Below are 12,571 nucleotides of genomic sequence, written 5' to 3' on the forward strand. Positions count from 1 at the left end.
TCGTTGGTCCTCGCGGACTTAGCTCTCATCGAGTAGACCACCACGAGCAGCCTTGCGGGGCTGGCGATCCTTGTCTCCTGTTTGGGCAGGCCATCGCACTCCCATAGTTGCCAACTCGTCGGCCGTAAGCACCTCGCCGTCGAGAATGTCCTCGAGCAGAGATTGCTGAGCCGGTTCGAGGTCGATCAGTTGTGTCAAGACACTCAATAGGTCGGAGAACTCGATCGACCATTCGGCGGGCCACGTTGTGACATTGACGCTATCGAGGGGCGATCTTCTTTTTCCCTTGGGCCTTGCGAGCCGGTAACCGGTCCACGAATCGATGATGTTCGCGCCGCCGACGGTGTAGTCGCGGACCTCCTGGGTCACTCCAGTCCATCGGCCTTCGCCTAGTCGTAGGATTTCTGACTCGGGGTCGTAATCAACGGACGACGGCATCGAGTTGCCGACAGATGTCGCGTAGACCGGGTGTGCGGCTCCTGGCTGGACTCCCTCCTGAACCGAGATCTTTCCTGAGGGGTGTTCGCCCTGATCCCCGTACGTGTGAAGCCAGACGATGTGCCTTCCGAGTTGAATGGCTCGGGTCCATAGTTCTGGGTTCGTTGTAATGGGGACTCGCACGCCCGGGGTCTTGAGATCGGCGGCAAAACGCTCGACGAACCCGGGGTGCGAGCAGACTGCAGCGAGGTAGTACACAACATCGGCGGGGGCGACGCCCAGATCGAATTGGGCTCGCAATGCCTCGACCAAACCTGCGGCCAGGTTAGGCGTTCCGTCAGGATGCAGCATCGGAAGCGCCCGGCCTCCACCACTGCCGCGGAAATGGTGGACGTCAGGAATGAGCGACGTGAAAACAAGCCCTGGCCCTGACTTCGGAAACTCTGAATGGAGCTCGATCGTAAAAATCTGGCCCGGTATGCGTGCGTGCCATAAGTCCGGTGAGGGCTGAATGATCAGCCGTTTATCCGCGATCAGCCATTGTCGATCGAAGGACCGATAGCCGACACGCACGATTTTGGGGTCCGTGATGATGACTGTGGAGTTGAAAGGTGTCAGGGTGTCGGTCTCGACATCGTCACCGAACAGTGGTGTTTTCGTTTTGGTCAGTGACGCGTCGCGTCCCTCGCCGAATTTGGTCGACTTCACGGACGGATCGGATTCGTTGACTAGATCTCGAAGGCGTTCTTCGAGAATGTCTTTACTGGGTCCGTACACCCAGCCCCGTCCTGCGAGGACGCCGTTGGCACGCCATGGCATCAGATCATCGACAGCAGGGTATTGGTCCCAGGTGTCGGAGCCTGCCGGGACGAACGAGTCGGTCCAGCCAGTGCGAGCTTGTTGCCAACCCGGATCGGAAAGCTGGAGGTTTGCGAGGCGCTCGAACTTTTCGCCTCGAGTTCCGTTGACGTCGATGTATCGGATATCAGCGGGTACGTCTGCGTCGGTATCCGGGCGACGCAGGAACATCGCAATGGCCACAGGGGTTTCGATGTTGAACACGGCGTTCTTACTCGGGGGCTGCTTGCCCTCCGGCGTGACGTTGATGATCCACCCATGAGAACAAGTCGACCGCAAGTACTGTCGCATTCCGCGAAACCCAGGACCTGAAAGGTACCCGGTAGCAGTGATGAAGCAGACTACGCCGCTGCCGCCGTCGCGAACATCAGGATGATTCGTCGATTCGAAGACCTTCCATGTGGCCCATCGCCAGAAGTAGGCATAGAGATTGCTCAGGTGCCGCTCGTGCCGCCCGTTTCCCTCCAGTTTGAACGCATTCAGCGGGGGCAGGTTCGTAGCTGGATCGCTGCCGGTCTCGATCCATCCGCCCATGCCGCCGGCATGGTCTTTGTAGGGCGGATTGCCGATGCAGACCTGGATATTGCGCTCGCGTTTGACTGCGTTCGCTTGCTGTCGTTGCTTGGCAATCAGCTGGAGTGTGTAAGAGAGTTGCGTCTTGCTCGCACTGTAGGGGTCTTCGAGGGTGTCAGCGACGTAGAGATTCAGTCCCGAGGCAGGCATCTGCGCCCCTGAATCGCGCAGTGCGGCGGACACTCGCAGCTCGGCAACGGAGAACGGCCCGGACTGCAGTTCGATTCCGTACAAGCGTGCAACGGTGCTGGCAACTGCTTCCGGCGCAGCCCCCGGGCCGTACTGCTGAGCAGCAGCGGCACCGACGTGCCTGAGCACAGACAGTGGATATGTTCCTGTCCCCATCGCGGGGTCGATGATGCTGACGTGGGGATTGCGCAACCCCTCGGGCTTGCCGAGGTGACTTTTCAGAGCGTCGTCTGTGAGTCGGACCATCGCATCCACCACTTCGACCGGGGTGTAGTACGAACCGGATTTTTTGCGCTTCTCGGGGTCGTACGTTCCTAGAAAGTGCTCGTAGAGGTGTAGATAGACGTCGTCGCCGCCAGCAGCGATCGCGGGCCACCGTGCGGCGGAGAGAGTCCGCGCGATTATTTCGATGGCGGTCCATGTGGGGGTCTTGGTGATGTGGGCGGTCAGCAGGTCCAAAGCCTTACCCATCAGGCTGTAGTTGCCTTCGAGCTTGCGGGCGACATCGTGCAACGTTCCAGCACTGATGTCGATCCCGTCACTGACAGCGAGCACCAGAGCGAAGACCACCGTCTGTGAGAAGCCGTCTGCGAACTCTTCGTCTCGGGAGTGCGGGAACAGCAGTGTGCGCCAGTCTCGAGCGATGCCGAGGAACGGTTGTAGGTCAGGATCTGCGCCAGCTTTGATTGCACGTCGCTCTGCCTTGAGGGCCAACCGAACTTCCTCGCGAAGCATCCGAGCCAGCGGTGCCAGTGTGTCGACCAGTTTAGAGACCGATGAGATCGGTGCAGGCTCCCACCGCAAGAAGCCGTTGAGCAGCATCTCCATGCGACTCGGCGCTGTGAGCTTGCCTCGTGTTCGCGTCAGACTGGGTGTGTGAAGGCTGACCGGCTCGTCCACCAGTTCGCCGTATCGCCACAGACGCCACTCCACGCCGTTGGTGTGAAGTAGGTTGGGAAGTTCTTTCAGGCGCTGCCACTGCCGGTAGTTGTGGGTCGTCTTTCGGTAACTCTCTGGGTCGAGACTTACCCCTGGCGCTTTGAGCTCGATGTGCCCCACCAAGACGTCGTTGACACGAACACCGAAATCGGGGCGAACCGATCCGTCCTGCTCTCGAACCTCATCGTGCGCAACGGTTTTCATGCCAGATTCGGCACCCAGGTCTTCGATCAACCTGGCGACAGGGCCGGAAAGCAGCGCTTCGCGCTCTCCCGGCCCGTCGAGCTTGTCTTTGGCAGTGGTGCCGAACTGGGCGATAAGGTCCGCAAACGTCATCTGACTACCTCCATTTGTTCGCAAACCGTAACCGTTGAACGCGCGGGCCCAGCGTCCGGGAGGCATGATCGGCTGGGCCGAGAAGCCACCTTTGTACCAAGCCGCAGGCCTGCACACGACCTAAGCGAAACTTGTCCGATGAACCCCGCGGACCCTGCGCGCCGATCCCACACGGCTCGCGAGATCACAGACATCACTCGCCAGGCAGTGATAGACACACTGACACTCGATCGCGACTATTTCTGGGTGGGCAAACTCGACGAAGTCACTTTCCTGAGCGCCCTGTACGACCTGCACGACCTTCCCAGCACCGACCGTCGGTACACGGACGCCGCCGGCGACATACACCAGCACTGCATCAACAACACTGACTGGGGTGAGGGCTGGGTCTTCGGGGACACCAGGTTCAGCATCCGCACCGGTCCAGATGATGCTTTCCTGCGGTTTCTCACCCGCACCGTGCACCCTCTCGTACGAGACCCCGATATCGCAGAATCCATGGTTATTCGCCTCAACGAACTGCTCGCCCCCGACAACTACGAGCTGGTCGCAGACGGAACCATCAGTGGGCGAACACTTTACAACTGGCGACGAATCAGTAGCTTCCACGGCGACCGCCCCGCCGGCCTGGTCCTCGACCGAGCAACACTCGACGACCGTACAACTCTCGATCGGCATCTGAGACGTATCGAAGCAAGCATCGCAACGGATCCCGAAGCTGCCATCGGCGCGTGCAAAGAGCTGATCGAGTCTGTGTTCATCCAAATCCTCGATGACCTTGGAGGGACCTACAAGCGCAGCGACGACCTCCCAACCCTCTACAAAGCGACCAGCAAAGCGTTGGACATCGCCGGTAAATCAGTCGAAGGTGACGCCGCCGCGAGCTCGGCCGTCAACGGGCTCTTAAGAGGACTCGCCAGCTCGGTACAAAGCCTCGGCGAGCTGCGGAACAAGATCGGAACCGGTCACGGCCGAGGATCTCCGAGCACCGCCGATCGACGACACGCCCGGCTCGCCCTGAACTCAGCTGTGGCCATCAGCGAATTCCTGTTCGATGTATGGGACACACGGTAGATCGAAACGCGCTACTCGAATCGGCCTACGACGACATCCGAGGAGCGTGGCGACGCCCGGTCGATCCGGAACCTGGTGGCATCCGTTCGCGATCCCCGTCGGGGATTCCGGCGATGAGGCGGCGAAGCGATTCTCCGGCGGGTGGACCGTCGCCACGAGTGTCAGGTGCGGGCTGTTCGTCAGTGCCCGGCTCTACAGTGGCGAGTGTGAGCGACAACGAGTCCGTGGCCACGGTGCCTGAGCGTGTGCTCGATGAGTGTGCGCACGTGTTGATCGACAAGATCGATCAGCTACTTGATCGGGTGACCGACCGCGCTGTGGCAGCACCGACGCCGGGGTCGGCGGCATGGGAGTTGGAGTGGAGCGTCCGAGACACTCCGATCGGACGTACGCGCGTGGCCGAACGCTCCCGTGTGCGAGAGGAATTGGCGCGCCGCGCGTGCGCCGGCCTCGGCATCGCCGAAGGTTCCACACCGGCGGTGCCGGCTCGGCACGCTCCCCCGGTCCGGCCCCGCCGGACGAAGCCCGGACGTGTCCGCGTCGACGAGGCACAGCTGGCATTCTTCTGAACCCGCCGCTCGAACTCGTTTCCCGATGGGTGCAGGCGTACGGCCCCGCTGCTGTCCTGCGGCACCCGTTTACCGACGCACGGTGCGTTTCTTGGTGGCTGCGGTGGATTTGCGGTCCTCGAACTTCAGTTTGAATCCAAATGTCTTGCTGCCCTGGTAGGTACCTGCGGCCAGTGCGCCCTTGGCTCGATACGTCTTACCTGTCTTGCTTGTGGCGTCGAATTCGATGGTCTCCCCGGCCAATAGCTTTTCCAGTTCCTGCTCGGTGAAGTCCTTACCCGGCCACTGGTCGTTGGCACCCCATCCGCGGCCCTTGAACGTGACCGGCTTGCCTTTCCACACTCCGCTGACCAGGTCTGTGCGAGGTGCACGCTCTGCGAACTGCGGGTTGAAGCTCACGTGTGGATACTGCTTACCGTCCTTGTCCATCACACCCGGTTCGAGCTTTCCCGTGCAGGTGAACGTCTTTCCCGACTTCGCGCTCGTCGCGACGATCTCGATAACCTGGCCGGCCAGCAGTGCCGCTACTTCGGCGTCGGTGAACCGGTGGCCACCGAAGACCCGCTTCGCGCGGGTCACGACCGTGCCAGCGTGGGTGAAATGCAGCTCCGGTGGCAGCTCGATCATCTCCACCGCTTCTCGGGTCACCCCGGCCTTGCCCATGCGAGCCTTCAGTTCGCCAGACAGCGTCCTCGCATTCGCCGTCATCGTCTCGAGGTCGCGGCGCACCAGATCCGCCACGAGGGACAGATAGTCGGCTGCCTCACCGGTTCCGGCCTCGATCTGCGCCATCTGCTCGAAGACCTGCTCGGTGATCGTCAGATCCCCGATGTGTGTACCCGGCAGGATCCGATGGTTGAGTTCACCGATCGCGCTGAGGGTGATCTTGCCGCGCTTCTCGACCATCAAGGCCTTGCCGCCCGCGTTGTTCGTGACCTCGGCATAGGTGCTCGTCCGGGTCGCGCCGGTACCTACGCTCCGCTTCTCGAGCTGCTTCATCAGCCATCCCATCGTCGGATGCGGCGGCCGCGGCGGGAAGCCCTCGTGGACGAACGGGTCCGCGACAGTACCCAACGCCGTCACACCAGTGGGTTGCTCGTCGCGCTCGCCGCCGTCCTCCTCCTCGACGACGAACACACCTTTCCATCCGAGCACTGCGGGCACATTCAGCGAGCCGACGAAACTCGGGTATTTCCCGACGTGCCCGCGATGCTGGTCGTACTCGTAATCGGGGGCGAGCATCGTCAGGTAATTCTTCGCGAGGAGCTCGTAGATCTCCCGACCCAACTCGCCGTAGGCCTTCTCCACTGCCGCGAGGCTCGGCGGGACGTTGGGCCCAGGACGGTTGGCACCGTGCGCGCCACCGGACTTGACGTGGCTCGTACGTGGGCCGCGATGGCTCAGCGCCGCCGGATCCACGCCCACCACACCGGCGATCGCGTCGACCGAGGGAAGCAGCTCGTTGAACTGCTCGATCGAGATGAACTTGTCCTCGGTACGCGGGTAGGACACCACCTGCGCCTCGTACATCTTCTGATAGGTGTCGAGAACGTTCTTCGCCCCGAAACCCTTCTTCGACAACAGAGACGACAGTCCGGCCAGGTCCATCAGTTTCGGCGGTCCCGTTTTCTTGCGTGTGGTCCCGTCGTGGACGACCGGTGACGACTGAAGGCCGCCGCGAACATCGTTCTCGTTCTCGAATCGATCGACCTCGGGGTCGGTGTACGTCACGCCGTTCTCGTCCCGAAACCGGTTCTCGTAGAACGCCTTCTTGATGTATCCGTGGTGCGCGTCGAGCCCGTCACCGACGATCACGACCATCGCGGACTTGAGTCGCCCGTTACGCAGTACCGTGCTCGCCCCGGTCGTCTTGGTGGCAACTCTGGTGAACTGCATCGAGAGCATGTCCCACTTCGACCGGAAGTCGGCCTTGCGGTAGTCGCCCTCGGCGGCGATCGCGGTGACCGGCCGGCGGGCTGTGAAGGCCTTACGCAGCGATGCCGGTGTCTCGTCCAGGAACTCCATGCGTTCGAGCTTCTTGTTCTCGAGGCCCAGGTACTCCACGATCTCCCAGCCCAGCAGGGAACCTTCACCGGTCGGATCGAGATCGGCTGCATTGCAGATGCTCTCGCAGCCCGAGAGCACTGTCTTGAGGTCCTGCAGCAGGCTTTTCGCGTCCGGATCGGTGACCAGCTTGCCGCCGGACACCCGGCGCCGGATCTCTCGCTCCCAGCGGAAGTCGTCGGCGTTCCACGGGAGATGTTCGAGCTCCCAGCTCTTGTACTTGTCGGTGAGAGGCGCGGGCACCATTGCGGAAGGGTCTTTCAATTCCAGCAGGTGGCCGCGAGCGTGGACGATGACGTACTCCGTGCCTGCGAACGTGCCACTCATTCCGCCCAGTGCGGCGGCGAAGTTGCGAGCTGCGGAGGGCTTTTCGGTGAGGATTCCGACTTTTCCCATGACAATAGATCCTTCTCTGCGGTGCGTGCGGCGTGTGGACAGTGAGGGTGTTGCCGGTGGCCAGTCGGCTAGAGGCCTGCGCTGACGAGGCGGTAGTTCGCGACTTTCCAGCCGTCGTCGGTGCGTTCGAGGTCGACGGCTCCGGTGTAGCCGGTGAACGGGGTGATCTCACCGCTGCGGTGTTGGACGACGCGGTCGATGACGACAGCCACGGTGGCCTGGTTGTCACCGTCCATCTCGGCGGCTGCGCCGTCGGCGTAGATGCTGGTGTCCGGTCGAGCGACGGCGGTGACGACGTCTCCGCTGCGTGCCCATGCCGACCATTCCGGGATCGGTTGCGGGGCTGGATCGGGTGGCGTGGCGGCGGCGGTGGCCATCGATCCGGTCACGTTGTCGCGTTGCGCGTGCAGGGCATCCCACGGTGAGTCCTGCACTGCGGGTTGCCAGGTGTACACAGCGGACATCACCGACGTCGCGACGCCGACCGGGTCGGTGGCGGACGGGTCGATGGCGATCCCGGCGTCCGTGCCCGGTGGTGGCGGTGTGTCCGAGCCGCGGAAGACGAACACGACCAGAGCGGCGATGGCGACCACACCGACGATGCCGAGACACGCGAAAACAATGCCTGCTCTTCGGCTCATCTCGTGGTCTCCTGCGAGTCGGAGTCGTTCGCTGATTCAGCGTCGGTGTCGCAGATCTGGCCCAGCGCAGCGGCTTTGGCGATGACTTCGAGCCAATCGACGATCGGTGCATCCGCCTGGCGGTTGTGGAGGATCTGTGCCATATCTGTGCTCCTTGGTCTGTGATGGTGCCAGTGTCCTGGTGGCCACCGACAACAAATGTGGTTGTGTGCCGCGCTAGCCGACGGTGGGGACTCCTGCTGCGGCGAGGACGCTGACCGTCGAGATCGCCCACATCGCCGCCACTGTCGAGGCGAGCCGGATGGCCTTCTGCAGCGCGGTGACAGTCCAGTTCCGGCCCCGCGAGTGGTCCACCGCGACAGCGAGCGCGCTGCCGATGGTCATGGCGACGGTGACGACGATGACCGCCCACCAGCCCTGAGTGACGGCGTCGCGGGCCGCTGCGACACGGCCGGACTCGACGGAGGCAGAACCGGTAGAGCCCAGTACCCAGTCGGCGACCGGAACCGCCCACGCGAGCCACACGGTGAGCGAGGTGAGGGCGATCGCGACCAGTACCCGGTGGACATCGGTGTGGGCGACCTCGTAGGTGGTGCGCGGCGGTGTGGTGGTCATGACGGTGGCCTTTCGCTTGTCGGTGCGCATCCGGATGTCTCTATCGAGCCAGGTCGTAGTCGGATGCGGTGGCGGTGATGGTGGTGACGTAGTTCTGGGTCTCCGAGTACGGAGGGACGCCACCGAACTGCTGGACCGCTCCTGGGCCGGCGTTGTATCCGGCGAGCATCAGATCGACTGGATCGCCGGTGATGGAGCCGGATTCGATACCCGGCCGCAGGGTGTCGGCGACCGAGCAGTTGTATCGTCCCTGCGCCATGACGGCGTCGCCGATGTCGTTGGGATCGCCCTCCCCCGCAGCTCCGGTGACCACGCCCTGATCGTCGACGGGGAAACCGAACGACGCCCACGTTCCGGGGAGGAACTGCGCATACCCTTCGGCACCGGCCGGGCTGGTCAGGCCGGGTGTGAAGCCGGATTCCTGTTTGAGCTGAGCGGCGAGGATCGCGGGTGAGAGCTCGCGGCACTGCGCGGACGACAGGGCGAGCCACGGCTCGAACTCCGGAGGGATCTGGCCGGCGGCGAGGTTCGCGTGATCACCGAGACCGGCGCCGGGCGCGGTCGTGCAGGTGCCGGTTGCTTTCGGTGCGGATCCGCCGCCGCCGGGGACGGGCCCGTAGGTCTGACCGGGTGCCGGTGCGCCGTGGCCGACGGTGGTGACGTGAACGTGGTCGAAGTGGTTCTGGGTGGGAGATCCTCTGTCCTCCATGGTGTTCGGTTCGCCTTGGGAGGGGATGTATTCCTGTCGCCAGATCATGTATTCGATCTGGAGGTAGTCGCGGTTCGCCCATAGGTAGTCCTTGACCTGGTCGCCGAGTGCTTTGCCTTCCTCGGAGGACCAGTTGTCGATCATGATGTCCGCGGCACGTCCAGAGGGGTGGTCGTCGAATCCCCCACCGTCAGCTCGCCACCCACCGATCGTGGTGATCTGCGGGAACTTCGCGTGCACGGCGCGGGCGACGCGGACGGTGTCGACCTGGAAGTGCTCTTCGGAGCCGACGGTGGCGGGGAGAGCGGCCATCTCGGTGGAGCCGCTGGTCGAGGGTGCGGGTGTGGCCGGGGTGCTCGTCGACGGGGGTGGGCTTTGGCCGGTCGCTCCGGTGCCGGGGTCAGCGGCGGCGTCGTAGAAGGGTTGCGGGTCGATCGCGTGGCCCGGTGCCCAGCCGCCGGGGTGGTACTCGAAGTGCAGGTGTGCGCCGGTCGACTGTCCGTTGTTGCCGATGTCGGCGATGTGCTGACCGGCGGTGACGCGGTCCCCAACCTTCACGAGCACACCGTCGGGGAACATGTGGCCGTAGACGGTGGAGACGACCGCGCCGTCGATGTTGTGATCGAGGACGATCCACATGCCGAACCCGTCGGCGGGTCCGGCTTTCGAGACGACGCCGTCGGCGTAGGCGTAGATCGGTGTCCCGACGGGACCGGCCAGGTCGATGCCGTTGTGGTTGGTGCCCCACCTCGTCCCGAACGGGCTCGACACGGTCGATTCGGTGGTCTTGACCGGTTTGGCGAACGACCCGGCCGGAACACCGCCCGCGGCGGAGGAGATGCCACGACCGGGGACACAGTCGGTGACTTCTTCACGGACACCGGTGGTGACGAACAGGACCACGAACAGGGCCAGCGCGAGCACGACGGTCAGAGCGATCGCGCCGCCCTTCTTCACAACGCGGCCGCCGACATCGACTCCGCGCCGATCGATCGCGGGGCGTGGGCGGCCAAACGCTCGGTGAGGGAACGGTTCTCCGAACGCAGTCGCGTGATCTCCTCCTCGGCGGCACGAAGTCGCGCGGCCACCTCGTCCGCTGCGGGGCGACGCGACGAGCCGTACTTGTCCTTGATCCACCGGGCCACGGTGTTCTCATGCGCCCCGATCGAGACAGCCAAGGCTGCAACGCATTCGGCGCGGGAGGCGTAGTTGTGTCGAGATTTTTCGTATTCTTCGAGCGCCCACGCGCGGGTCTGCGCCGAGTATTCGGCGCGGGGGTACTCGGCGGTCATCACTGCGCTCCGACCAGTGTCGTGTCGTGCGCGTCGTCGGTATCGGCGGCGTGGTGCTGGCCGGCGAAGTACTCGGCGAAGCGGGCATTGGTGTCGTGGACCCCGGTGTCGTATTCGACGTCGGTGAGCACCGTCTGGATGGGAATGCCGGGGGTGTTGTCCTTGGCGACCTTGATCAGGAACTTCCCGCGCCCGATCGGGTTCCGGACCGTACGTCGTTCCGAGCCCCGGAGTGCTGCCCCGCGCGACCAGGACGTGACCATGCCTGCTTCGGCGGCGGTGAACTTCAGCTCCCCGGACAGACGTTCGACCTCACCTATCGGCAGTCCCCCGCACACGACCATGCCGGCGCGGTCGATGAACCCCTTGGCGGTCTTGATGTCGGCTTCGGTGGGCAGGGTTTCGAGGTCGCGGCCGGTGTGGGTGATCATCAGCAGCCCGGTCGCGTCGGTGCGGTTGAGGCGGGTGATTTCGTTGACGCGGGCGACCATGCCCGGTCCTGCGCCGATGACCTGCCACAGCTCGTCGAGTGCCATCAGGAACAGACGTTGGCGGTCCAGGCCTGCGTCGGCGAGCAGGTGCGCCGCTTCCACGGTGCCGTAGGCGTCGGCCCAGCAGGAGAGCATCACGGCCGCTTTGAGGGTGGTGTCGCCGCGGTCGAGGGACGAGACGTCGATGCAGATCATCGGTGCGTCGAGGTCGATCGGTTCGGTGGTGTGGTCGGCGAAGATGTCCCCGAGCGGGCCGGAGGTCAGTGCGCCGAGGGCCTGCATCAGCTCGGTGATGGCCTCGCGGTAGCCCTCGCGGTCGGTCTTGTAGGCCGCTTGGAGCATGTCCGCCGATCCGGCGTCGATGCGGGTGTAGAGGTCTTTGAGCAGCGGCGGGTGGGTGTAGGAGAATCCGCCGTCGGCGTACAGCTCACGCAGGGCGATCCCGATCAGGGAGTTCTCGAAGGCTTTCACCGAGTGGGTGTCGTAGCGGATCAGCTCGACCAGGGCGCAGACGGCGTTGATCTGGCGGGTGGAGATGGTGATGGTGGCGACGTCGATCAGCTCGTCGAGCTCGGCGATCCGGGCGGGGTCGGTGGCCTCGTCGCGGGCGGCGATCGCGCGGACGACGGCCTGGCCGAGGGCTCCGGCGGCGAGGGGGTTGAGATGTCCGCCGCCGTGGCCGAGGGTGATGACCTGCCCGCCGACCAGGTGGGTGAGTTTGACGTATTCGCCTTTGATGTCGCCGGCGACGATCGGGGTCTGTCCCCATCCGCACGCGCCGAGGAGGATCTTGCGGATCAGTGTCGACTTCCCCAGGCCTGGCAGGGACAGGACGAACATCGACGGGTTGCCGATGAGCTTGTCGCGGAAGTAGGCGAACGGATCGCAGGAGACGGCGTTGCCAGTGATGGCGTGCTGACCGACGATGGTGCCCGCCGAGGGTGCGGCCGCGCCGATCGCCCACGGGTTCAGTCCGCACATCTGCACCGAGGTCGCTTCGTACTCGATCGGGGCCGGGACGGTCGACATCCGGCCACCACCGGCACCTTTGAGGCCGCGTGTGCTCGACGACAGTGCTGCGCGCCACCACGGGTCTCCCGCTGCCTCGTGGACGGCTTGTTCGGCCCGCGGGTGGTCGTTGCGCCACCGGGTCAGCCCGAGGCCGCGCCGGGAAAGAGTGGAGGGCTCTTCGGCGTCGCCGGTGGCGACGGCTGCGGCGAGCTCGGCGTAGTCGGTGTCGCCGATGATCCACCGCACGAACGCCGACGGCTGCGGCGTTGACGTCTCGTACAGGTCGGACTCATCGGACCTGTACTCGTCGTATCGAGGGCCGTAGTCCCTGCGCGGGCGGTGGTCGGTCGTCGTCATCGTGGGTGTCTCTTTCTCG

General features: G+C 64.1%; 10 protein-coding genes. 2 read left to right on the top strand and 8 right to left on the bottom strand.

Features of this window, described 5'->3' with window-relative positions; translation table 11 throughout:
* Nucleotides 1–18: 18 nt before the first annotated feature.
* Complete coding sequence (locus tag CH306_RS27515; protein WP_094648429.1) at nt 19–3,333, bottom strand: type ISP restriction/modification enzyme; 3,315 nt, start codon at nt 3,331–3,333, stop codon at nt 19–21.
* Nucleotides 3,334–3,471: 138 nt separating this feature from the next.
* Here CH306_RS27515 and CH306_RS27520 point away from each other — a divergent pair, with 138 nt between their 5' ends.
* Entirely contained in the window at nt 3,472–4,407 is a 936-nt protein-coding gene (locus CH306_RS27520) for an abortive infection family protein (protein WP_094648430.1), read from the top strand.
* A 206-nt stretch (nt 4,408–4,613) separates the two neighbouring features.
* Nucleotides 4,614–4,976, top strand: a complete 363-nt coding sequence (locus CH306_RS27530) for a hypothetical protein (RefSeq protein WP_143545451.1) — start codon at nt 4,614–4,616, stop codon at nt 4,974–4,976.
* A 69-nt stretch (nt 4,977–5,045) separates the two neighbouring features.
* Here CH306_RS27530 and CH306_RS27535 read toward each other — a convergent pair whose 3' ends face one another.
* The 7 genes from CH306_RS27535 to CH306_RS27560 all read right to left on the bottom strand — a co-directional run bounded on the left by CH306_RS27535 (nt 5,046) and on the right by CH306_RS27560 (nt 12,552).
* Nucleotides 5,046–7,436 (bottom strand): DNA topoisomerase III, encoded by a 2,391-nt coding sequence (locus tag CH306_RS27535; RefSeq protein WP_094648433.1) that lies wholly within the window; start codon nt 7,434–7,436, stop codon nt 5,046–5,048.
* Between the two features lie 68 nt (nt 7,437–7,504).
* Nucleotides 7,505–8,077: a hypothetical protein gene (locus tag CH306_RS27540; RefSeq protein WP_256981287.1), complete on the bottom strand. Its 573-nt coding sequence runs from the start codon at nt 8,075–8,077 to the stop codon at nt 7,505–7,507.
* Nucleotides 8,074–8,220, bottom strand: coding sequence for a hypothetical protein (locus tag CH306_RS29315; protein ID WP_155288950.1), 147 nt, complete (start codon nt 8,218–8,220; stop codon nt 8,074–8,076). Before CH306_RS29315 ends, CH306_RS27540 begins: the two co-directional genes overlap by 4 nt.
* 73 nt (nt 8,221–8,293) lie before the next feature.
* Nucleotides 8,294–8,722 (bottom strand): hypothetical protein, encoded by a 429-nt coding sequence (locus CH306_RS27545; protein WP_094648434.1) that lies wholly within the window; start codon nt 8,720–8,722, stop codon nt 8,294–8,296.
* A gap of 10 nt (nt 8,723–8,732) precedes the next feature.
* A complete protein-coding gene (locus CH306_RS29815; RefSeq protein ID WP_094648435.1) occupies nt 8,733–10,358 on the bottom strand; it encodes a M23 family metallopeptidase in 1,626 nt (541 codons plus the stop codon).
* Nucleotides 10,355–10,693 carry a transposase gene (locus CH306_RS27555; RefSeq protein WP_094648458.1) on the bottom strand — a complete coding sequence of 113 codons (339 nt, stop codon included), beginning with the start codon at nt 10,691–10,693 and terminating at the stop codon, nt 10,355–10,357. The genes CH306_RS29815 and CH306_RS27555 overlap by 4 nt, the downstream gene beginning before the upstream one ends.
* The gene (locus CH306_RS27560; protein ID WP_094648436.1) at nt 10,693–12,552 is read right to left on the bottom strand and encodes an ATP/GTP-binding protein; all 1,860 of its coding nucleotides are present in this window, start codon (nt 12,550–12,552) and stop codon (nt 10,693–10,695) included. Before CH306_RS27560 ends, CH306_RS27555 begins: the two co-directional genes overlap by 1 nt.
* Between the last annotated feature and the right edge of the window lie 19 nt (nt 12,553–12,571).

The sequence above is a fragment of the Rhodococcus sp. 15-725-2-2b genome, from assembly GCF_002259075.1.
Lineage (GTDB): Bacteria > Actinomycetota > Actinomycetes > Mycobacteriales > Mycobacteriaceae > Rhodococcoides.

Excerpts from the sequence above, each read along its gene's own strand:
- CH306_RS27515 (WP_094648429.1), bottom strand. The coding sequence starts at position 3,333 with ATGACGTTTGCGGACCTTATCGCCCAGTTCGGCACCACTGCCAAAGAC.
- CH306_RS27520 (WP_094648430.1), top strand. The coding sequence starts at position 3,472 with ATGAACCCCGCGGACCCTGCGCGCCGATCCCACACGGCTCGCGAGATC.
- CH306_RS27535 (WP_094648433.1), bottom strand. The coding sequence starts at position 7,436 with ATGGGAAAAGTCGGAATCCTCACCGAAAAGCCCTCCGCAGCTCGCAAC.
- CH306_RS27540 (WP_256981287.1), bottom strand. The coding sequence starts at position 8,077 with ATGAGCCGAAGAGCAGGCATTGTTTTCGCGTGTCTCGGCATCGTCGGT.
- CH306_RS29315 (WP_155288950.1), bottom strand. The coding sequence starts at position 8,220 with ATGGCACAGATCCTCCACAACCGCCAGGCGGATGCACCGATCGTCGAT.
- CH306_RS27545 (WP_094648434.1), bottom strand. The coding sequence starts at position 8,722 with ATGCGCACCGACAAGCGAAAGGCCACCGTCATGACCACCACACCGCCG.
- CH306_RS27555 (WP_094648458.1), bottom strand. The coding sequence starts at position 10,693 with ATGACCGCCGAGTACCCCCGCGCCGAATACTCGGCGCAGACCCGCGCG.
- CH306_RS27560 (WP_094648436.1), bottom strand. The coding sequence starts at position 12,552 with ATGACGACGACCGACCACCGCCCGCGCAGGGACTACGGCCCTCGATAC.